Source organism: Mycoplasma razini (assembly GCF_048076865.1).
Lineage (GTDB): Bacteria > Bacillota_I > Bacilli_A > Mycoplasmatales > Metamycoplasmataceae > Mycoplasmopsis.
Window position 1 is genome coordinate 665,707 of record NZ_CP182212.1, and the last position, 23,093, is coordinate 688,799.

Consider the following 23,093-nt stretch of genomic DNA (forward strand, 5'->3'; position numbering starts at 1 on the left):
TTCTTATCAAAATACTTTAGTGTTTTATTTGTATTATTATAAATAAAAGTTGTAAAATCTGGAGATTTTCTTATATCACTTTCTGTTTTTCTTAAATTATTTAAATAATGATGTGCTTTTTTATTTGCTCAAATTTGAAACACGCAATTTACATCATATTCTCAATTCCTGACTAAAAGCTATTAATATCTAAATCTAATTCATAAATTAGTTCAGCTTCATGATCTATTTTATTTTGTGTTAATGTCTTTTAAAAGTATTTGGCAAAATAAAACAAACATAAGGTGCTTCAGTTAATCCTTTATTGAGAAAATCAACACCTTTTTTGCTCATTTTCCAAATCTTTATTATTTTTAATTTTCTAAATATTGATGCTAATAATCTATAACTATTCATGATTTATATTTCTCTTTTTTCACTTACTGCAATAATATAATGCAAAAATATTTTTTATAAAAAAACCAGAAGAAACTCTGGTTTTTAATTATTTGTTCATTAATTCATCTTGCTTTTCTTTTGTAATTACATCAATTTTAGCAATCTCTTTATCAACTTCTTTTTGAATTGCGTCTAAATAGCTCTTTTGAAGATCTTCTGATAATTCTTCATCAGCCTTAATTGCTTTATTAATGTCTTGACGTGCATTACGTACACCAACTTTAGCAGTTTCTGTTAATTTAGCAAGTGATTTAGTCATTTCCTTACGTCTTTCAGTTGTTAAAGCTGGGAATGTAAGTCTAATTTGACTTCCTTCATCGACTGGTAAAATTCCTAAATTTGCTTTTTCTAAAGCTTTATTAATTTCTCTTACAGAAGTAATGTCGTAAGGTTTAATTAATAATTGTTGTGGCTCAGGCACACTAATGTTTGCTAATTCTTCAAGTGGTGTTAAAGTGTCATAGTAGTTAACTCTAACTCCTTTAATAATTTGAGGGTTAGCTCTTCCTGTTGAAATTTTAGATAATTCGAAACGATAGTGAGAAATAGCTTTATCACACTTTTCTTCAAGTTCCATTAAGTACATTTCTAGTTCCATTATTTTGTTACCTCCGTATGAGTAATTGTACCTTCTAGTGCTCTTACTATTGAATTTTCTTCAAGTAAGTTAAACACAATTAAATTAATATTATTGTCTCTTGCCATACTTGTGGCTGTTAAGTCCATAACTTGTAATTTCTTTTCAAGAATTTCATCATAAGTTACAGTGTCATAACGTTTTGCATTTGGGTTCTTTTTAGGATCTGAATCATAAACTCCATCAGTTCCATTTTTTCCCATTAAAATAACTTGAGCTCCGATTTCAGAAGCATATAGTGTAGCAGCTGTATCGGTTGTGAAAAATGGTCTTCCTGTACCACCAACAAAAATTACAACTTCACCTTGTTCTAAGTATTTTAAAGTTTTTTCATTTACATAGTTTTCAGCAACTCTTTGGTCGATGTTAAGTGAACTTTGCACTCTAGCTTTTAATCCAACTTGTTCAAAACCACTTCCTAATGCAAGACCATTCATGATAGTTGCAAGCATACCAATGTAGTCAGCTCTATTTCTGTTGATTCCATTCTTTTCAGCAGAAGCACCTCTTCAGAAGTTACCTCCACCAATAACGATTGATACCTCAACTCCTTGAGATACAACCTCTTTTAATTGATGAGCAATCTTTGATACTAAATCATAATCAATTGCTAAATGTTTTTCTTTATTTGCAAAACCTTCTCCAGAAAGTTTTATTAAGATTCTTTTATATTTGATCATTTTTCACCTCTAATTTTTATCGCTTATATTTTATATTAAAATATGCCAGTTATGAAATGCTAATTACTTTTTTTACTGTATACATATAGTTATAAACATCATTTTTTATCTTAAACGCATCATTATAAGCAATCTAAAATAGCTATTTAATTATAAACATTTAATTTTTTAGGAAGAAAAATACTTTTCTTTACAGTTTAAAAATATGTAAAAATAAGCTAAAAAAGTAAATGTGGAACAAAATGTGGAAATTATTTAGGATTTTTCTGTTTTTTAAAAAAATGTTTATAATTGTATAACAATTAGCAGAAAATGGCCTAAACCATTTTTATTCAAGTTATACAAATAATTATATTTCGAAAGGATATTATTAATATGGAACAAAAAGAAAGATACTTATTCGCTATCGATTTAGATGGTACTACACTACAATCTAGTGCAACAGGTGCTATCCACGATAGAACAGTTTCAGCTATTAAAAGAGCTACAGAAGAAGGACACGTTGTATGTATTCTTACAGGAAGACCTTGAAGAAGTACAAAGTTTATCTATGATACTTTAGGTTTAAATACAATTGTTTCAAACTTTAATGGTGCACACATTCACCACCCTTATAATCAAGAATTTATCCCTTACATCAAATACTTAAACTTAAATGAAGCTTTATACATTATTGGAGATCCATTAGTACAAAAAGAACTTACTAACTTAGCAATCGAAGGACCAGACTGAGTTCAACTTGATCACCGTGATGAAGAACTAGAAAAAGTGTTTGGATTTAAAACAAGTTCAAAATTACAAATCGGATTAGACTACCACAAATTACCTTTAATGCCAACAGGTGTAATCTTTGATGTTAAAGCTACAACAGATGTTGAATTCTTAAGAAGATATTTAAAAACTCGTTATGGAGATTTAGCAGAATTCTCATACTGATCAAAAGGTGAAGGACTTACACCAGTATTTGATATTACAAATACACAAGCTAACAAAGGTAAAGCATTAAGTTTATTAATCCGTTACTATGACATTAAAATTGAAAACACAATCGCTTTAGGAGATGGTTTTAACGATGTGCCTATGTTTAAAATTGCTAACGTTTCGGTAGCAATGGCAAATGCATCTAAAGATGTTAAAAAATATGCTTCAATCAAAATGACAAAAACAAACAAAGAAGGTGGAGTTGGTGAATACATTCACAAATTCTTAGACAACCCTAAAGCTGAAATTGAAAAATCAAACGCTAGAAAAAGAAAAGTTCAAGCTGTTGAGGAAGAATAATCATGAAATTTATTGATGATATTAAGTTATTTGAATTAGAAACACATGAAGTTATTGGTGTCGATGAGACCGGTGTTGGTGATTACTTCACTCCATTAGTAGCATGTGCTGTATATTTGCCAAATCGTTTAAAAAAATTTGTTTTAGATTTAGGTGTTAAGGATTCTAAAAAATTAACTGATGCTAGAATCAAAGATTTGGCACCTAAATTAATGGAGTTTTTACCATATTCAGCCTATATTTTGTCTCAAGCTGGATTTAATAAATTAAGCAAGAATTTAAACAATAATGAGCTTAAATTTTTTACACATGCTTGTGCATTATCAAACTTGCATCAATATCATGCAGGATCTACAAAAGCTAATGCAATTATTATTGATAAATATTCAACTACAAATTCAATTCTTAAATATCACAATAAAGTTTTTGCAAATAATTGAGCAAACTTATTTGAATACGACTTGCCAACTTTACTAATCGAAAAAGCTGAAGATGTGCATTTAGCAGTTGCTTGTGCATCAATTATTGCTCGTTACAAATTATTAGAGTATATGCAAGAACAAGAAAAAAATTGAAATTTTCATTTCTTGCTAGGGGCAAGCAAACAAGTTAAACAGCAAGTTCAAGACTTTGCTCTTACTTATGGGGAAGAGGCACTTGCTCAAGTTTGCAAACTTAATTTCAAAATAAAATAGTCGCAGATAAAGCGACTTTTATTATTCATTAAATTATGATTTGATAAAATTAAATTATAAACAAATAACGGGAGGCAATAAATGAGTAAAAAAATAAATATTAAAATAAAAGATTTCGAAAATTTAGAAATCGAACTTTTAAACGAAGCAAAAATAGGGGATTATATTTCCCTTCTTGATTTAGATTCTAATAACGTTTCAATCTTATTTGAAAAGTACAAGGAAAAAAACACCACTTTTATAACTAAAATTAAGGAAGAAATGATTAAAGATTATGAAAGTGATTTAGAAAATAAACCAAAAGTTCAAAAACTAATAAGAGAAAAAGAAGATTACTATAAAAATGAATTATTTAATATTCAAACATTACTAGAGTCTAAAAAAATTGAATTAGCTCAGTTACAGCAAAATATTAATGTACACAAAGAAAACGAAGCCAATAAAGTTAAAGAACAACTACGTGATGAAATGTCTCAATTAAAAGAAAAAATTAATATTTTAGAAAATGAAGCAAAAGATGCTAACCAAGAATATTCAAAAGAAATTTTGAAAAAAGATAATGAAATAAATGGTTACAAAGTTGAACTATCAAATTTTCAGGATCAATTTAAGACTGAACTTGAAAACCAAAAACTTGCTTTAGAAAAAGAATTAAAAGAACAATTTGATAAGAATTTTGAGATGAAAAGAAAAGAAATTTTATCAGAAGGACAAGAATTACAAAAAGATAAAGATGAGGCTGTTTTTGGTCAAAAAATTACTGAGTTAAATGAAAAGATTTCTACTCTAGAAGCAGAAGTTGTTAAATTTAAAGAAGAAAATAATAAGCTTACACAAGCAAAATATATGCGTTCAACAAAAGAGCTTGGAGAAGATTTCGAAAAATCAATTATGGATTCATTAAATGAAAACTTTGGTTTTGATAAAAATATTAGATTTTCAAAAACAACATTATCAAAAAATAAAGAAGGAAAAGATACGATAGCAAAAGATGAAGGAACTAAGCCTGATTTCTTAATCGAATTTTTCAATCCTGATTTTGATAAATCTGAACAAGTAATTGGAAAAATTATAATTGAAGCTAAAGATCAAGCAAGTGAAGATGGAAAACAAAAGAATTCTAGTTTTTATAAGAAATTAGATAATGATCGTAAAAATTATAAAGCTGACGTTGGGTTCCTAGTTACTACTTTAGAACCAAATGAAAGCTATTTAGTTAAAAATATTATTGAATATAAAGACTTAATTCAAATGCGTTTTGAAGCCTTGCCACAAATGATTAGAATTTTTCAACGTTTATTTATTGAAAAAAGCAGACTTAATCGTTTAGACATTAATCTTGAAGCTAAAAGTGTCTTACTTCAAAAATTCGAAGAATTTAAAAAGGAATTAAAAGACTTCCATGTGCGTTTAATTGATGAAAGCATCGATAAGATGTTAAAACAAATTGATAATTTAGAAAATAGTACTAAAAACTTACGTGATCTTGTTGAAAACGAATTGCAAGGTAGATTTAAACGTTTCACAAAGAAATTTGAAAACTTTAGTCTACTTAAAGAATATGAAAAATCAGGAATTAAAGATGATACTGATGTAGCTCAAATTGAGCACAAAATGAAAGAAATACCTAATATTCAAGATGCTGATGTGATTGAAGAAGAATAATTCTTTTGCTTCAACTACAAATTTCAAATATTTTATAAAAAACTAGTAGCTAGCTACTAGTCTTTTTTATATTTATTTACTTTGACACGTTTTAATTTTGGAATATTAAGAACCATAGTAAATTCACCTTTAATACTATCTAATGCAGCAAATTGTTCATATAATTCTTGACCTGTTCCAAAAAATCATTGCTCATACATTTTGGTTAATTCTTTAGCTAAACAAACTCTTTCTTTGCCTTGAAATACTGTTGCAATATCTTGCAAAGTGGCTAATAATTTATGTGGTGAAACATAAAAGATATAAGTACCAATTTCCAGTGTTGAAAGCTGATTAATCCGCTGCTGACTTTTATCTTTAATAAATCCTAAAAAAGTAAATTCATTTGAAAAATTAGAACCAACAAAAGCTGTAATAGCAGCATTTACTCCTGGGATAATTTCAACTTCAATATTTGCTTCTTTTGCTTGTGCTATTACTTCAAAACCAGGATCAGAAACCACAGGCATTCCAGCATCCGAAACTAGAGCGATGTCATTTCCATTTCTAATAAGTTCTAATAATCCTTTTGAAGAGCTCTTTTCAGTGAAGTTATTATAAGTTAATAACTTTTTATTTTTGATTTCATACTTTTCAAGTAGCTTATGCGTTACCCTTGTATCTTCACAAGCAATATATTCTACTTGATTTAAGATACGTAAAGCTCTTAAAGTAATATCTTCTAAGTTTCCAATTGGTGTTCCAACTATATATAATTTAGCCATAATACTCCATTAATTTATTTAGCATAATTTGCTTTTGCAAGTCAAAGATAGCTTGACGATTAATCTTATTAATAAATTCATCAATATCTAGCACAAAGCTCAAAATGTTATTACAATGATTATATCAATTATTACGTAAATCCCTTAATTCAGCTGTTAGTTCATTTCCTTGTGGTAAAAAACGCATTTTACCTAAAAGCATTGCCTTTAAGGTAAATAAAATAAATTTACTCATTAATAAATCTTCTTTATTTAGCACACCATCTAAATAAATAAACAATGCTTCTGGTTGTTTTAATGATTGTTTAATTGCATTTATTAACATTTGAATTTCGACTTCAGCAGCTTGGAAAAAATCACTTTCTTCACTTAAATTAGGATTTCTAAATAAATATGCTAATAATAAAGATATAGGTTTTTGTACTAGTTCGCTAGGTCAAGTAGCCAAAATTTCTTGATAGCTCAAGCTTTCAACTCTTAAAACTTGTGCCCGTGAAATAATTGTATCCAGTAATGCATTAATATTATTTGTGGTTAAAACAATAATTAAGTCTTCACTAGGTTCTTCTATTGATTTTAAAATGGAATTTAACCCATTTAAAGAAGTATTTTCGATATTTTTAATAACTAGAATTGAATATTTATATAACTGCTTGGTTGTACTTCCAAATGATAAAGCATAAAAAGCATTGTCGAATTCATCTTTTTTAATACTTTCTTCACTACCATCTAGTAGCATTACGTTTGGAGTTAAATATTCTAATGAAGTAACTTGATTGGTATTGTTAATAGCATTAATAAAATTAATTAAATCTTGATCAAATTGATAATTTTCTTCACCTTGTAATAAAAATAAATGACTTAACTTCCCATTTAAAGCTAAATCATTTATATTTTCAAGTATTTTATTTTGCAGCATGCTTTTCTAGATAAGCAATGAATTTAGGGTGTTGGTGAAGTTTATTAATTATATCTTGAAGAACTTCTTCTTCTGTTTGAGTAGCATCAATAACCATGAAACGATTTGGATCCTCATTAATTAGTGATAAGTATCCTTTGTACACTAAATTATGAAATTCTAACTTTTCTTGTTCCATTCTATCTTCAACTAGTCTAGTGCTTTCTCTTCTTTCTTTAGATTGCTCTGGTGTAAGATTTAAAAATACTGTAATATCTGGCATTGTGTGGTTAATCACAATATTTGTAATAGCTTTAACAAATTCGATTCCAAGTTCTCTAGCATATCCTTGGTATGCATAAAAGCTATCAACGTATCTATCACAAACTACAACTTGTCCTTGTTCTAAGGCTGGTCAAATAACCTTTTCTAAGTGAATTCTACGACTAGTTGTATATAGTAAGGCTTCTGCCACTGGTGAAAGCTCAGAAGCTTTATCTAAAATAATTTCTCTTATTTTTTCAGCTTCTCTAATTCCTCTTCCACCTGGCTCTCTTGTTCAAAGCACACTAATTTCAGGATGCATTTTAGCTAATTCAACTACTAGCTTTTGTGTGATTGTTGTTTTACCTGACCCATCAAGTCCTTCAAAAGATATAAACATAGCAACTCCTCTATTTTTGTCTATTATTTAGTGCAAATTTAATTGTTATTTCATCCATATAATCAAGGGAAGCACCAAGTGGTAATCCGATGGCTAATTTAGTAACATTTAATTTGTCCTTGCTTAATTCAATTTTTAATATTTGATTAGTTATTTCACCCTTTAATGTTGGTGAAATCGCTAAAATAATTTCATCAAAAGAGCTTGCATATTTAACAAACTCTTTAATTTCTTTTTGGTACTTTACAACATCTTTTTCTTTCTCAATTAAGAAAGGCAAGATATAGTATTTTCCGTGGTAAAATCCTGCATCTTCAATCTTTTGCATAGCTTGTAAATTCTCAATCACCAATAAAGAATTATTTCGATTTGGATCATGACAGATTGAACAATTATCCTCTTGCATTAAACTACTGCAAATTGGGCAGAATTTTGTTCCATTTTTTATATCTTGAATTAATTTACTTAACTCAAAAACATCATTTTGTTCTGACTCTAGTATCCAGTACACAATTTTCTCAGCTTGTTTTTTGCTGATACCTGGAATTTTTTTAGCCTTAGCTATAAATGTATTTATATCATCAGTATAAAACATAATTAGCTAACTAAAAAGGCATTCCTGGCATTGCTGGAGCTAGTTTTTCAGTTTCTTCTTTAATTAAATCAATTCCTTCGTTAAAAGCAACTACAAGTAAATCTTGTAATAATTCTTTATCTTCAGGATCAACTAATAATTCATCTAATTCAAGTGATACGATTGAGTAATCACCTTTCATTACTAGTTTAATTCCTTGTTTTTCGATAGTAAATTCTTTTTCTTCAAGCTCTTTTTGTTTAGCTTCAAGTTCTTTTTGCATTGTTTTAATTCTTCTTAAAAAGTCTGGTGACATGTTCATAAGATACTCCTAATTTTTATCTAAATAAGTTGGCACGATTGATAAATCAATCATCATTGTTCTCAGCCACTATTTCTTCAAGAAATTCTGGCTCGACAATTGGTGGTAAATCATCTTTATTGTGACTACTAATATATTGTTTAATTTCTTGCACACGAGCATGTGAAATGGGGTAGATATATTTATATGGCTCACCAAAAAGGTAGGTAATAAAGCTTTGTAGCCATTGACTATCACCTTTTTTAGCGACTTGGTCTAATGCAGCCTGGTCATTAGATGTTACTACTATAAAACGATCTGAACCAAACATTATTACAAGTTGCTTAAATAGAGCTACTTGTTCTTTAAATTCTGGTTTAGATAGCAAGACTGAATCTATATTTGACAGTGCACTTTTAAATATAGATGTCAAGTTATGTTCAGCATTCATTTGAATTCATCTTGCATCATTAACATATTCTTCAATTCCACGTTTCTTCAAGAATTCCTCGTATGGAATTTTCTTGGCGATTGGTGTTTCTTTATTATATTCTAAACTAGTGAAATCTTGAATTTTGTTTATGTCTATCTCTCTTGTAGAAATAAGATTTTCTTTCTCTCCAGTATTTATTTGATCATTAATTATTTCAGAATCGACATCTTTAATGTCCCCTTCTTGATCATTATTATTAAGCAAGAATTCTTGAGTTTTACTTAACATTTCATTTACCATTGCTTGAGTTTTGTTATTTTGCTCAATAGCATTTGAAAATGACAAGTCAATTTGATTATAAGTATCATCGTCTTCTTTGATTAGCTTATTTGCTAAGAAAGAATCTTGCACTGGAGCATTTAAAAAGTCATGAACTTTTTGATCAACTACATTTTGTAATTCATCACTTGCATTACTTTCAATTAAATTATCATCTAAATTAGAAGAAACTAAATCAATGTCAACACTTGGGCCAATATCAAATTTAAAGTTTTCAGAAACTAAATTTAAAACACTTTCTGTAGTATGATGTTGAATATTTAGCTCTTGCTCAGAAGGTTTTTGAATTTGAGGTTCTTCTTCAATTTCTGGAGTTAAATTAATAAATACCTCAGGTTCTTCTTCGGTTTCTTCAGAAGGCAATATTATTTCTTCTTTGATTTGTACTTTTGGCTCAGGTTCAACTTGTTTCTTAATTTCGACTTGGACAGTTGCAGATGGAGCAACAGCTGTTTCAAATTCTTGTAAAGCCTTTAATAAACCTAATTCAATAATTTCAAATGGGAAAGGACTTCTTTGAACCTTAACAAACATATCATAGAAAGTATCAGCCAAAATAAAACAATTATGAATTGAAGTTGCAACTTGTTCTAATTCAGCTGTAGTATAAATAGCTAATAAATCACTAGATTTAGTTTTTAAATATAACAGCTTTTCTTTATTAAGATTTAATAAAGATAAAACTAGTTGGCTTGGATCAATCCCTTTTTGTTCTAATTCATTGAGTTTTTTGATTAATTCATAAGCATTAGCATTTAATATTAAGTTCATTAACCCTATAGTTTCGCTTGTAGATAAAATACCAAAGTTAGCATATAAACTATCAGCTGTGATATTTCCACCATTAAAAGAAGCAGCTTGATCAGCAATTGATAATGCATCACGCATCCCACCACTTGATAAACGAGCTATAATGCGAAGAGCTTCTGGTTCATATTGTGCACCTTCTAAATTTAAAACATGAGCTAGGTGTTGAATGATGTCCTTATCACTCATTCTGTTAAAATTAAATGCTTGAACCCTTGAGCGGATTGTTAATGGAACTTTTTGTACATCAGTTGTTGCCAGAATAAAAATCGAATGAACTGGAGGTTCTTCAAGAGTTTTTAAAAGTGCATTAAAGGCACTTTTGGTCAACATATGCACCTCATCAATAATATAAATTTTGTATTTGCTATTAATTGGTGCTTGTTCAATTTTTTCTTTAAGATCTCTAATTTCATCTACTCCATTATTTGAAGCAGCATCCATTTCAATAATATCTAAACTGTCATTGAAATGTGATAAGCAATTTTGACAAGAAATTGCACTGTTATTATTATGCGAACAGTTTAATACATTAGCAAAAATCTTAGCTACAGATGTTTTTCCAGTTCCTTTTGGACCACAGAATAAATAAGCATGTCCAACTTTGCCAGAAAGAATAATGTTTTGCAGCGTTTTAACGATGTGTTCTTGGCCGACAACTTGTTCAAAAGTATTAGGTCTATATTTTCTATATAACGTCTTGTAACTCATTTTGCTCCTTACTATGTTTTATATTATAAACAAATAAAAAAATTGCTAATATAAATAAATAAAAATTATTCTAAAAATTACTTCTATTCCTAAATAATAGGGATAAAAGTAATTTTCCACATTTTATGAAACATAAATAAAAAAAGTCCAATGGACTTATTATTTAGCTTCAGCTTCAGCAGCTTTTCTAGCAGCTTTCTTTTGTTCTTTAGCTAATTTTCTTTCACGAGCTTCAGCACGTAATTTGTTTTTTAATCTAACTACTTTACGCATGTTAATCCTTTTCATTTAATTATTAATAATTATGAATTTATTTTACTATAAAAGTTGAAATTTTAAAAATATTTTTAGCACTTATTAAGCAACTTAAATAGTAATAAAAAATAAGATTCTTATCAAATTGTAACAAATAATTCATGTTTTGCTGAATTCAAAATTCAGATTTTGAATTCAAAAAAGGGTAAAAAAATATTGATGTAAGCTAGTTGCTTTTTATTCTTTTTTATCAACAATGCAAAAATCAAAATTATTTTTTAAATAGTAATCTAATTATTACTATGTTAATAAAATAAATTATAATTAAAAGGTAACTACTAAAATAGGGGGATAAAATGAAAAAAGAAAAAGAAGCACTAGTAACTGAAAAAATTATTAATGAAACACTTGATCGGATTATGGCCGATCGTTTCGGAAGATATTCAAAATATGTTATTCAGCAAAGAGCCTTACCTGATGTTAGAGATGGTTTAAAACCTGTACAACGTCGTATTTTATATGCAATGTATGGATTAGGTCTTTTTAGTGATAAACAATATAAAAAATCTGCCAGAGTAGTTGGTGATGTTATTGGTAAATATCACCCACATGGTGATTCATCAGTCTATGAAGCTATGGTTAATATGTCTCAATGATGAAAAATGAATCTTCCACTTTTAGATATGCATGGAAATGTTGGTTCAATTGACAACGATCCAGCTGCTGCTATGCGTTATACAGAAGTAAGATTATCTAAGATTTCAGAATTTATTATTGGCGATATTAAAAAAGATACTGTTAAATTTGCCCCTAACTTTGATGATTCAGAAGTAGAACCAACTGTCTTGCCTTCAATATTTCCAAACTTATTAGTTAATGGATCAATGGGGATAGCAATTGGGATGGCAACAGATATGCCACCACATAATTTAGGCGAAATTATTGATGCAACTATTTATCGCATTCTAAATCCACATGCTAATTTCTATGATATTGTTAGATTTATTAAGGGTCCAGACTTTCCAACTGGTGGTATTATTCGTGGGACTAAAGGGATTTTAGAAGCTTTTGATACTGGAAGAAATCAAAAAGATAAAATTAGATTATTTGCCAAATATAATATTTATTCAAAAGACAAATATAAATATATTGAAATTACCGAAATCCCCTATGGTGTAGTTAAATCAAAATTAGTTTACGATATTGATAATATTATTAACAATAAAGATGTTGATGGTATTTTAGAAATTAAAGATCAATCAGATCGTGAAGGAATTAATATTTTAATTACTTTAGATGCTAATGCTAGTGAAAAAAGTATTTTAACTTACTTATTCCAAAAAACTGATTTACAAGTTACATATTCATACAATAATACTTGCATTGTGCAAAATTCTCCACGCACACTTGGAATTATCCAATTAATTGATAATTACATCTTGCACGTTAAAGACATCAAAACTAAAACTTTAGTTTATGATTTAGAAAAATACAAATTACGTTTAGAACTTGTGGAAGGGTTTATAAAAGTTTCAGAAATTACAGACAAAGTTATTGAAGTTATTCGTAAAAGTGAAGGATCAAAAGCCGGAGTAATTGAAAACTTAATTAACTTTTTCGGATTCACTAAAAACCAAGCAACAGCAATTGCTGAATTAAGACTTTACAGATTAAGTAAAACAGATAAAGAAGCTTACTTAAAAGAAAAGGCTGAATTAGTATCTGAAATTAAACGTATAAACCTATTACTTAGTGATGAAAGTAAATTTAATGATTTTATTATAGATCAATTAAGTCAGCTAAAATTACTTTTTGCTAAACCTAGAAAAACTGAAATTGTTGAAGAAGAATTTGACTTTAGTTATAATGAAACAGATCTTATTAAAGAAGAAATGATTAATATTGGTCTTTCACGTGGAGGTTATATTAAGCGTCTTTCACAAAGAGTTGTCGATTCAAATAACTTTGAAACATATAACTTAAAAGATGATGACAATTTAATTTTCTTTGGTAAAGTTAACTCAATTAATAACTTATTAATCTTCACAGCTTTAGGAAACTATATGATTATTCCTGCATATAAGATTCAAGAATCTAAATGAAAAGACTTAGGTTTACACTTATCTAATTTTGCTGATTTCTTACTTGCAGACGAAGTGGTGTCAGTTTTTGAAATTAATAATTGAGATTCTTTAATTTATGTAGCGCTAGGAACAAAGAATGGATATTTCAAAAAGACCTTGCTACAAGACTTTTCTGTCTCAAGAATCAATCGTTCTTATACAGCTATTGCATTAGAAAAAGGAGATAAATTACTTAATGCAACTATTTGCAATGGCTCACGTGATGTAGTTATTGTGACTGAAAATGGTTGTGTATCAAGATATAGCGAAACAGATTTAGCTCAATATGGACCAAAAGCAAAAGGAAATAAAGGAGTTTATCTTTCACTTAATGATAAAGTGCAAGCTTTTACCACTATTCCAAGTGATGGACTACTTGCTTTAGCTTCAAATAATGGCCAAATTGTTAAAATAAAAGCTGATAAATTACCTTATGTTCCTAAAAACATTAAAGGAAAGCCTGTTTTTAAGGATACTAAGAAATTTACCATTGATACAATTGCTGAAATCAATAATGATGAAACTACTTTAATAGTTAGAGATGTTTTAGAGCGTAGTTTTATTGATGAAGTTAAATCATATGCAGTTTCAACTGATTCACCTCGCATTTACCATATTGATGTAGCAAATCCTGAAAAAGTTGCCTTTAACTTAAAATATTTTGACCAGGATTATAAAGCTGGTGAAATGATCTTTTCAAAAGAAAGAGTGCAAACTGAAACTAAGACATTAGAACAAGTGCGTATTTTAGAAGAATCAGCTACTGCAACAATAAATGCCTTAATGGAAAAAATTAATAAACATCTAGAAGAAGACAAAAAGAAAGATAAATAATATTTAACAGCAAGTCAAATTGCTGTTTTTATTATATTTTTAAGACAAAAGAGAAATTCTGTTACTAGTTTAAATAATGCTGTTATAATAAGAACGATATGAAAAATCAATCAATTAATATCTTATTTTTAGGAGATATTTTTGGAGAACCAGGTGTGAAAACTGTAGAAAAATTTCTACCTACCCTAATCAAAGATTTTTCAGTTGATTTCACTATTGCACAAGGTGAAAATGTAACTGGTAGAAAAGGATTAGATAAAAACGATTACGATAGACTTTCACTTGCTGGGGTTAATGCTTTTACAATGGGAAACCATGTTTGAGCAAATAGCGATATTGAAAACTTTATTGATAACAGTAATGTTATTAGACCATACAACATCGATTTGGATTATCCAGGTCAAGGCAGCAAGGTGTTTGAGGTAAAGGGGCACACTTTAAGAGTTACTTCAATTATGGGAATAACTTTTAATGAACTGATGTCTCCTTGAAAACAAGCTCAAGCTAATAACTTCTTTGATGCTATGGATCAATTATTGGAAGTTGAGCAAAAAACTGATTTTCACTTTGTGGATTTCCACGCTGAAACCACAAGTGAAAAAAATGTTTTTGCCTTATACCTAGATGGAAAAGTAGACGCAATCTGTGGTACACATACTCATGTACAAACTAATGATGCTCGTATTTTACCTAAAGGTACTGCATATGTGACTGATGCTGGAATGACTGGGCCAATGGATTGTGCAATTGGAGCAAATTTTGATGAAGTCTACCACAAAATGCGTTACAACGCACATGAACGTTTCAAGGTCAGTCCTAATAACACTCAAATCAATGGTGTATTCATTACTCTAGATAAAGAAAATGGCAATAAAATTAGCTTACTAAATATTTCAAATATTGCAGTTTAATTAAATCAGCTTAGACTGATTTTTTATTATTTTTAGACTCAAGTTGTTATAATATTACAAAATGGAGGATTTATGAACAAACTAAAAAAATTACAACAATTAAAAACTGCTACCATTATTCATCTAATACTCTTTTTAATAACCACTGGATTTTCAATTTCAATAATTGTGCAAACTGCCAATTTCTGATTAATTGACACGATTTTCAGAGTGTTTTCTGGATCAATTTATTTAGCAACTTTGATAGTTACTATTCTTATGTTAGTTTTTACAGCCTCATTAACTTCATATGTTAGTTCTGATAATAAATCGTTATTATGGGCTTCTTTTATTTTCTTATTTTTCTTCCCACTAGTCAGTTGAATTTTAAACTTTATAGTCATATCGAGAGAAAAGATGATTTGAAATAACATATATACTCAATATTAAAAATCTGGACTTGTATTAGTCCAGATTTTAATTAATAATTATTTCAGTTACTTATAAAACTTATTCCATAGCATTTTGTTTATTTTTAAAGTTCATCTTGATTGGACAACCCCTAAAATCAAACGTAGCTCTTAATTGGTTTTCTAAGTAACGTTGATATGAGAAGTGTAAGTATTTTTTATTATTAACAAAGAAAGTAAATGTAGGAATTTTAGCTCTTTCTTGACGAGCGAAATATATATTTAATCTACCACCATTAAATGGAACAGCAGGTTGAATAAGTTGAGTTTCCATAATTAAGTTTGAAAGCATTGATGGTTTAATATCTCTTTCAAGATTTGTTCTAACCATATTGATTGTTTCATATAATTTATTTAAGCGTTGGTTATATTTAGCTGAAATAAACACAAATGGCACTCATGGTACAAAGTGGAATTTATTTCTAAGTTTCTTTTCATATTGTGCCATTGTGTTAGTTTCTTTTTCAACAAGATCTCATTTATTAATAACTACAATAATAGGTTTTTCATTTTCTAAAGCATAACCAATAATTCTTGAATCAAAGTGTGAAACTTCTTCTTGAGTAGCATCAATAACAATTAATGATAAGTCAGCTTCTGCCAATGAATTCATTGCTCTCATTAAAGCATAATGATCAACAGATTCAACTAATTTAGATTTTTTAGTAATTCCGGCTGTATCAATGACATTATAAACTTTCCCATCAATTTCAACTAATGATTTAACTGAATCTCTTGTAGTTCCAGCAATTGGAGAAACAATTGAACGTTCTTCTTTAGCTAAGTTGTTAAGAAGTGAACTTTTTCCAGCATTTGGTTTTCCAATAATAGCTAGATTAAAGGTCTCAACATCTTCTTCTTCGCTAAAGTCTAAATCTTCAATGCATCTATTAAGTACATCCCCAATTCCTTCACCATGTAAAGCAGAAACTGGAAAAATGTGTTCAACACCTAACTTATATCAGCTGTAGTCAAATTGTTGATTATCTTCAAGTTTATTTGCTACTGCAATAATAGGTTTATGACTTTTACGTAAAATGTTCATAATAAATAAATCATCATTTGTGATTTCACTAGTTCCATCAAATAAGAAGATAATAACATCAGCTTCTTCGATAGCAATTTTAGCTTGGATTTGAATTTGCTCTTGGAAAGGTCGATTTTCGATTTCAATTCCACCAGTGTCAATAATTTTTAATTCTTTTCCTGCTCAATGAATTTTTTCATAAAGACGATCACGTGTAACTCCGGGTTCATCATGAACGATTGAAACTTTTCTTCCAATTAGTTTATTGAAAAAAGTACTCTTTCCAACATTTGGCTTTCCTATAATAGCTACTGTATTACGCATTATTACCTCCTTGTAGGGTTTTTATTTTATTATCAATAATTTGTAGGATATGATCTAAAACTTCATCTAAAGTCATTTCTGTACAATCAACATAAATTGCATCTGGTGTTTTATGAAGAGGGTCGATTGCTCTATTCATGTCTTGGGCATCTCTTAATTTCACTTCATATAACACTTCTTGGAAATCAGTATTGTAGCCTAAAGCTTGGTTTTGTTCCAGTCTACGTCTTGCACGTTCTTCTTCACTAGCTCATAAGAAAATTTTTACTTCAGCATGTGGCATAATTTTGAAAGTAGTATCTCTACCATCAATAATATAACCTTTACTCTTTAGTGTCATATGTTGAATAAAATCTACAACAAATTCTCTAACTTGAGGAATTTTAGCTACAGTTGGTGTTATTTTTGAAATATAGTCTGCTCTAATATCATGAGAAATGTCAACTCCTCTAAGCAAAGTCACATCATTTGGTTTTAATTCAATCATTCCAGGTTCTAATGATTGAATTATTTTTTCGGTATCATGAGATTCTATTCCTTGCTTATTAGCGTTATATGCTACTGCACGATATGCACTTCCACTGTTGATAAATGTATAACCTAAACGTTTTGCTAATTCCTTAGAAATAGTAGATTTTCCAGCTCCACTTGGCCCATCAATTGCAATATTAACTTTCATTTCTTCTCCTACAATAAATAAATAAAAATGCACAAAATTAGATTTCGAGCTTATTCACCTTAACTCGAGTAGTATTTGTGCTTTTTGCTTCTAAGCTGCCTACTTGAGAGTTACTTGGCTGAGAATTTATTAATTCATAAATTATTTTATTTCTTTCACTACTTTGATAGAAAGGATATTTATTTATGAAGCAGTCTGTTAATTTCAAGTATTCAACTTCAATTTTATTTAATTCTTCTTCTACGTGTTTTATTGGTTTGCTATTGGTTATAAAAGATTGCTCATCACATCATTCTTGACAAGCTTGGACGTTAAAATGTTTTATTTCGACTAAATCCGATCCAAAAAACTTATTAATTCATTTCGCTTCTTTTTCAAGTTGCTTATCTTCTTGAATGGCTAAATATTTTAACCTTTGAAATGAGGGGATTTCTTGGGCAGATTGTTTTGTTTTATAACCTATTTTACCCATAGCTTTATTTTACTATATTAATTTATAAAAAGGTGAGAAAAATAAAGAAAAAAGGCTATTTAAAAGCCTTAATTACTGCGTTCTTAAAACTGTTTTCATCAAGTGGGTAAAAACTGTTAACTTTTTGGTATGCTGTCTTAATTACATAAGTGATATATTCCTTATTATCCTTAAATAATTCAGCAATTGGACGTTCACTTACTAGCAAGCGATCAAATTCATTTTCTGTTTCATTTTGATTTAAATTTAGATCAACTTGTTTTTTAAATGCATTTTCATAAACTGGAGATGAATATATATACATTAATGCATAGTAAATCACTTTTGAAGCGTATATTTTTGGATATTTTTTAAACATCATTGAATTTGTGATGTAATCTTTAAACATAGTATAACTACTTCTATTTTTAATATAAGTATTATCTATATTTAAATTGAATGATTCAACATTCAAATTCATCACATCTTCTCAAGTAATTGAAATTCTTGGTTTCTTACTAAATAAAATAAAAGCAGATAATAAGATAGCTACAAAATAAAAGGCAAATGCAAAATAGCTAATTAGAGCAAAAACTCCTAGTACATCAAAAAGTTGTAAAGTGTAAGCTTTATCATTTCAAACTTTTATTTGAATAGTTCCAGTTGCATATAAAATAAAGATAAGAATTAATATTATAAAGTAAGCACTACTAAAGCCTAATTTTCAAAAAGTTTGTTGGCGAATTCAATTTATATTAAATCCTGCTTTAATAAAATTGAAATAACCATACATTTTAAAAGCCACATAAAATAGTAAAACAGTTAAAATAATTGCTATTATATAAAGTAAATTCATTGTCATATTTTTATTGTACTAAATTGGCTAATTAAACAAATATTTATTTTTTCTGAATAAAAAAATAAATATTTTTCAAAAATTTCCACATTTTTTTCTCATTTAGCTCTAAAAAATGGAACTAAACAAAAAAATGTGGAAATTTAAAAAAAATAATATTGTTGTCTGTTGTATGGTAGAATATTAATGAGATAACAAATAAGTTATCTCACAAATATTTAACAAAATAAATATTTGCCTTTAGAAATGTTCTTTAATATAAACAATATTAAAGATATAAATCATTTGCACACATATATGTCTATTATACATTATTTGATAATATCCAAGATACTTCCCGTCCATTTGTATCGACATAGTGTATTTGAGTTTAAAAAGCCTGCCTTATATAAGGTAGGTGTTTTTTTATTTATTTTTTGAATTTAAATAACCAAATAGTACAATTCCAGTTGCAACTGATACATTTAATGATTGTACTGTACCAAATTGATTAATGTGAATAAATTGATCCGTAACAGATAAAACGCTTTTACTTACTCCAGTACCTTCATTCCCCATAACTATAATAGTATATTCAGGATAAGAAATAGTGCTGTAATCAATTGAGCCATCTTGTAATGTTGTGCTATATACTCAATATGAATTATTTTTAAGTTTAGTTAAAACTGCACTTAATGAATTAACTTTATAAAAGTTCATTCCAACAAATCCACCTGAAGAAACTTTTAATGCAGTTGAGTTTACTTCGGCTGCATTGTCTTTAGGAAGTAAGATATCTTTAATACCAGCAGCATTAGCAGTTCTAATTATTGCACCTAAATTTTGAGGATCAACAATATGATCTAAGGCTAAAATGATATTTGGCTTTCTTTTTATTAATTGGTCAACATCTGAATAATTGACACTTTTAATTGCTACTATATAACCTTGGTGATTTGCATAATTAGACATTTGATCTAAAACTTCTTTTGAAACAAATTCAATTGCTAAATTACGTTTTTCAACTTGAAAATTATTAAAGTTTTCGTTTACATAAATTTTTGAAATATTAAGATTGCTATTTAAAGCATCCATAACAGAATTTTTACCTCAAATTAAGGTTTCATTATTTGTTTTAGATCCTTTTTCAATAGGTTTTTTGTTATCAAGACGTTCTTTATTAAAAGGTCTTGATTTTTTATTAAATTCTTTTCTCATTTTATTCCTTATATTAAATTATTCTTCATTAAGATTTCTCTTAAATTATCAGCTGCAGCATAATCTTTTTTTGCAATTAATTCTTTTCATTGGTGATAGATAGCAGCAAATTTTTCAAAATCAATTGAATTAAATTCGTATTGTAAAATATTAAAAATTTTAATTATAGTAGCTAAATATTTACTTTCCTTAGTTTTATTTGCTTGCTTGATAAAATCGTTGACTAATTTATTAAAATCAGAGAATCTTAAGTTAGCAATTGCTTGCATCGCAATTTCAAATAGCTCTTTGTCATAGGTATTTTCATCAACTTTTTCTAAATATGCATTAAAATAAATACGTTTAATTTTGTTGATAAAAGCTGTTACTGATTCAAGTGTATTATCATCAATATTTATTTCACTAGTAAAACCATTTTGAAGGAAAATAGTTTTTAAAACATCTGGACTATAAGTCTGTAAAAAGTCTTTTGGTAGAATTACATTTTGAAGTGATTTAGACATTTTCATACCATTTAAATTAATTTGCCCTGTTCTAAGTCAATTTTGAGCAATAACATTTCCAGTGGCTGCAACAAACTGAATATTTTCGTTTTCATGGTGTGGAAAAGTTAAATCCATTCCCCCACTGTGAATATCAACACCTTCTTGATTAAAATGTTTATAAATAAGCACAGCACACTCAGTATGTCATCCTGGTCTGCCCTTTCCAAAAGGCGAATCATAAACTATTCCAACTTTTGTTTTCTTTCATAAAGCAAAATCAAATGGAGATTTTTTGAAATTACTATATTCATTTTCTTCAGATTTCATGTTTTCAATTTTTTGGTTTGAAACTGTACCATAGGCATTTTGATATTTTAACACATCAAATCAAACATTTCCTTCACTGTCTTGGTATGCAGCTTTTAAGTCTATTAATTTTTGTATAAAATCAGTAATTAAATTTATATTTTCAGTGACATATTCTAAGTGAGAAATTGTGTCAACATGAAATTTGTTTAGAATATCTAAATATTTGTCAGCATAAAATCTTGCAACTTGATTTTCACTTTGATTTGTTTCGATTGCTTTATTAATAATTTTGTCATCAATGTCTGTAATATTATGCACAAAATTAAAATCGTGTCCTAGAGCTCTATGTGCTTTTAAAATTAGATCCATTGTTAAAATAGGTCTTAAATTACCTATATGCACATCATTATAAACAGTTGGTCCACATGTATAAACTTTAATCATTTATTCTCCTTTTTAATTTATGTAATTATATTATATTTACATTTTTACACTTGAAAAAAGCTATATATCAGATATAAAAATTTTAATGTTTCAAACTATACAAAATTAATAATTTTATATAATATAAAAAATTATTAATTTACCTATATTTAAGGAGTATGATGTCATTAAAACAAAATGTGAAGCTTGCAATAAATCAAGCTTTAATACAACTGCAAAATGAAAAGTTTTTAAATTCTGAATTGCAAATTGAAGATTTAAATTTTAATGTTGTACAACCTAATGTACCTGAAAATTTAAACACAGATCAAATACAATATGATTTTTCAACTAATGTTGCCTTCATTATTAAGCAATATGCAATTGAAAAAAATCCACTAATAGTTGCTGAAAAAATTGCTCAAATCTTAGCTAAAGATTCATTATTTAAGCAAATTGATGTAGCTCGCCCTGGATTTTTAAATATTGTTTTAGCAGATCAAACTTTTATCCAAACTATCGAACAAGTTATTGAACAAAAAGATAACTTTGGTGGGAACTATATTAAAGATGAAAAACTTAATGTTGAATTTGTTTCAGCTAACCCAACAGGTTTCTTACATGTGGGTCATGCTAGAGGTGCTGCATTCGGAGACTCATTAGTTAGAGTATTAAGACATGCAGGATATAATGTTGAAGCTGAATATTATGTTAATGATGCAGGAAATCAAATCAATGTTTTAACAGATTCAATTTGAGTTAGATATTGTGAACTATTCAATATTGCTCACCCTATGCCAGAAGATTGTTACAGAGGAAGTGATATTATTTGAGGTGCACAACAAATCAAGAATCAATATGGAGATTTCTTTATTGAACTTGATGCTGCAAAACGTGAAAAACTTGCTACTATTGCAACTGCAATCATGCTTGAAAAAATTAAAGATGACTTAGCTAAATTTAATGTTACATTTAATACTTTCTCAAGTGAAAAAGCAATCAAACAATCAGGCGCTATTGAAAAAACATTAGCAGATTTAAAATTCAAAAATGCTACATATCTACAAGATGGGGCTTTATTCTTAAAAACTGAAGCTTTAGGAGATGATAAAGATCGTGTATTAGTAAAATCAAATGGGGACTATACATATTTCCTACCTGATATTGCTTATCACCAAATTAAATTTAATAAATGTTCAAACCTAATTAACATTTTTGGTGCTGATCACTCAGGATATATACAAAGAATGAAAATAGCTATGCAATATTTAGGATTTAATCCTGATAATTTAAACATTTTAACCATTCAATTAGTTAGATTAATCAAAGATGGTCAAGAATTTAAAATGTCTAAACGTGCAGGAACTAGTGTGACATTAGCTGATCTGATGGATGTTTCTTCAACAGATGCTATTAGATTTATGATGTTAACTAGAGAAATCAATAATAAATTTGATTTTGATATTGATTTTGCAAACTCACAGGATTCAAAAAACCCTGTCTTTATCGTTCAATATGCTCATTCTAGAGCAGTTTCACTTTTAGAACGTCTAAATTTAGATGCAATTAACAAAAATATTGAATTCACAGACAAAGCTAAAAAAGTTATAGTTGAATTAGATAACTTTGATGAATTAATCAAAACTATTATTTCAACTACAAAAGTTAACTTAATGACTCAATACTTAATTAACTTAGCTAAATTATTTAATAGTTTTTATGCAGAAACTAAACTATTAAATCATCAAGACGAAAGCACATATGCTTATTTAGTTCAAGCTGTCCAAATAGTTTTAGAATTAGGACTTAAACTTATTGGTGTTTCAGCTCCTAAATCAATGTAATAACAAAATAATCAAGTATAATTAAAATACTTAAGGGGA

Annotated in this window: 21 protein-coding genes; 6 read left to right on the top strand and 15 right to left on the bottom strand. The window is 28.1% G+C overall.

Annotation, left to right across the window (positions count from 1 at the left end):
• Nucleotides 1–484: 484 nt before the first annotated feature.
• Together frr and pyrH are read right to left on the bottom strand one after the other, a co-directional pair.
• Nucleotides 485–1,036: a ribosome recycling factor gene (gene frr / locus ACM0L0_RS02585; RefSeq protein WP_416738423.1), complete on the bottom strand. Its 552-nt coding sequence runs from the start codon at nt 1,034–1,036 to the stop codon at nt 485–487.
• Nucleotides 1,036–1,755 (bottom strand): UMP kinase, encoded by a 720-nt coding sequence (gene pyrH / locus ACM0L0_RS02590; RefSeq protein ID WP_416738424.1) that lies wholly within the window; start codon nt 1,753–1,755, stop codon nt 1,036–1,038. The genes frr and pyrH overlap by 1 nt, the downstream gene beginning before the upstream one ends.
• A gap of 375 nt (nt 1,756–2,130) precedes the next feature.
• Here pyrH and ACM0L0_RS02595 point away from each other — a divergent pair, with 375 nt between their 5' ends.
• The 3 genes from ACM0L0_RS02595 to ACM0L0_RS02605 all read left to right on the top strand — a co-directional run bounded on the left by ACM0L0_RS02595 (nt 2,131) and on the right by ACM0L0_RS02605 (nt 5,396).
• Nucleotides 2,131–3,036, top strand: coding sequence for a Cof-type HAD-IIB family hydrolase (locus ACM0L0_RS02595; protein ID WP_416738425.1), 906 nt, complete (start codon nt 2,131–2,133; stop codon nt 3,034–3,036).
• Nucleotides 3,037–3,038: 2 nt separating this feature from the next.
• Entirely contained in the window at nt 3,039–3,731 is a 693-nt protein-coding gene (locus tag ACM0L0_RS02600; protein ID WP_416738426.1) for a ribonuclease HIII, read from the top strand.
• 81 nt (nt 3,732–3,812) lie between these two features.
• Entirely contained in the window at nt 3,813–5,396 is a 1,584-nt protein-coding gene (locus ACM0L0_RS02605; RefSeq protein WP_416738427.1) for a DUF2130 domain-containing protein, read from the top strand.
• A gap of 56 nt (nt 5,397–5,452) precedes the next feature.
• Here ACM0L0_RS02605 and rsmI read toward each other — a convergent pair whose 3' ends face one another.
• The 6 genes from rsmI to dnaX are packed head-to-tail and all read right to left on the bottom strand — an operon-like array spanning nt 5,453 to nt 10,887.
• Nucleotides 5,453–6,160 (bottom strand): 16S rRNA (cytidine(1402)-2'-O)-methyltransferase, encoded by a 708-nt coding sequence (gene rsmI, locus ACM0L0_RS02610; RefSeq protein WP_416738428.1) that lies wholly within the window; start codon nt 6,158–6,160, stop codon nt 5,453–5,455.
• On the bottom strand, nt 6,153–7,079 hold the full coding sequence (locus ACM0L0_RS02615) for a hypothetical protein (protein WP_416738429.1): 927 nt from the start codon (nt 7,077–7,079) through the stop codon (nt 6,153–6,155). Before ACM0L0_RS02615 ends, rsmI begins: the two co-directional genes overlap by 8 nt.
• The gene (gene tmk / locus ACM0L0_RS02620) at nt 7,066–7,722 is read right to left on the bottom strand and encodes a dTMP kinase (RefSeq protein ID WP_416738430.1); all 657 of its coding nucleotides are present in this window, start codon (nt 7,720–7,722) and stop codon (nt 7,066–7,068) included. The genes ACM0L0_RS02615 and tmk overlap by 14 nt, the downstream gene beginning before the upstream one ends.
• Nucleotides 7,723–7,732: 10 nt before the next feature.
• Nucleotides 7,733–8,317 carry a toprim domain-containing protein gene (locus ACM0L0_RS02625; RefSeq protein ID WP_416738431.1) on the bottom strand — a complete coding sequence of 195 codons (585 nt, stop codon included), beginning with the start codon at nt 8,315–8,317 and terminating at the stop codon, nt 7,733–7,735.
• Between the two features lie 10 nt (nt 8,318–8,327).
• Nucleotides 8,328–8,612, bottom strand: coding sequence for a YbaB/EbfC family nucleoid-associated protein (locus ACM0L0_RS02630; protein WP_416738432.1), 285 nt, complete (start codon nt 8,610–8,612; stop codon nt 8,328–8,330).
• Between the two features lie 22 nt (nt 8,613–8,634).
• The gene (gene dnaX, locus ACM0L0_RS02635) at nt 8,635–10,887 is read right to left on the bottom strand and encodes a DNA polymerase III subunit gamma/tau (RefSeq protein WP_416738433.1); all 2,253 of its coding nucleotides are present in this window, start codon (nt 10,885–10,887) and stop codon (nt 8,635–8,637) included.
• 611 nt (nt 10,888–11,498) lie between these two features.
• On the opposite strand from dnaX, the gene ACM0L0_RS02640 reads away from it, so the two are divergent.
• Both ACM0L0_RS02640 and ACM0L0_RS02645 read left to right on the top strand, forming a co-directional pair.
• Nucleotides 11,499–14,099 carry a DNA topoisomerase IV subunit A gene (locus ACM0L0_RS02640; RefSeq protein ID WP_416738434.1) on the top strand — a complete coding sequence of 867 codons (2,601 nt, stop codon included), beginning with the start codon at nt 11,499–11,501 and terminating at the stop codon, nt 14,097–14,099.
• Nucleotides 14,100–14,197: 98 nt separating this feature from the next.
• Complete coding sequence (locus ACM0L0_RS02645; RefSeq protein WP_416738435.1) at nt 14,198–15,010, top strand: TIGR00282 family metallophosphoesterase; 813 nt, start codon at nt 14,198–14,200, stop codon at nt 15,008–15,010.
• A gap of 227 nt (nt 15,011–15,237) precedes the next feature.
• Here the strand turns inward: ACM0L0_RS02645 and ACM0L0_RS02650 are convergent, their stop codons facing one another.
• From ACM0L0_RS02650 to ACM0L0_RS02680, 7 genes are all read right to left on the bottom strand, one after another.
• Nucleotides 15,238–15,393 (bottom strand): hypothetical protein, encoded by a 156-nt coding sequence (locus ACM0L0_RS02650; protein WP_416738436.1) that lies wholly within the window; start codon nt 15,391–15,393, stop codon nt 15,238–15,240.
• Nucleotides 15,394–15,499: 106 nt separating this feature from the next.
• Nucleotides 15,500–16,810, bottom strand: a complete 1,311-nt coding sequence (gene der / locus ACM0L0_RS02655; protein ID WP_416738437.1) for a ribosome biogenesis GTPase Der — start codon at nt 16,808–16,810, stop codon at nt 15,500–15,502.
• Complete coding sequence (gene cmk / locus ACM0L0_RS02660; protein ID WP_416738438.1) at nt 16,803–17,489, bottom strand: (d)CMP kinase; 687 nt, start codon at nt 17,487–17,489, stop codon at nt 16,803–16,805. Before cmk ends, der begins: the two co-directional genes overlap by 8 nt.
• A 37-nt stretch (nt 17,490–17,526) precedes the next feature.
• Nucleotides 17,527–17,961 (bottom strand): hypothetical protein, encoded by a 435-nt coding sequence (locus ACM0L0_RS02665; protein WP_416738439.1) that lies wholly within the window; start codon nt 17,959–17,961, stop codon nt 17,527–17,529.
• A 55-nt stretch (nt 17,962–18,016) separates the two neighbouring features.
• Nucleotides 18,017–18,802, bottom strand: coding sequence for a hypothetical protein (locus tag ACM0L0_RS02670; RefSeq protein WP_416738440.1), 786 nt, complete (start codon nt 18,800–18,802; stop codon nt 18,017–18,019).
• A 399-nt stretch (nt 18,803–19,201) separates the two neighbouring features.
• Nucleotides 19,202–19,993 (bottom strand): 23S rRNA (guanosine(2251)-2'-O)-methyltransferase RlmB, encoded by a 792-nt coding sequence (rlmB, locus tag ACM0L0_RS02675; RefSeq protein ID WP_416738441.1) that lies wholly within the window; start codon nt 19,991–19,993, stop codon nt 19,202–19,204.
• An 8-nt stretch (nt 19,994–20,001) separates the two neighbouring features.
• Entirely contained in the window at nt 20,002–21,231 is a 1,230-nt protein-coding gene (locus tag ACM0L0_RS02680) for a class I tRNA ligase family protein (protein WP_416738442.1), read from the bottom strand.
• A 161-nt stretch (nt 21,232–21,392) separates the two neighbouring features.
• Here ACM0L0_RS02680 and argS point away from each other — a divergent pair, with 161 nt between their 5' ends.
• Nucleotides 21,393–23,054 carry an arginine--tRNA ligase gene (gene argS, locus ACM0L0_RS02685; protein ID WP_416738443.1) on the top strand — a complete coding sequence of 554 codons (1,662 nt, stop codon included), beginning with the start codon at nt 21,393–21,395 and terminating at the stop codon, nt 23,052–23,054.
• Nucleotides 23,055–23,093: the final 39 nt, after the last annotated feature.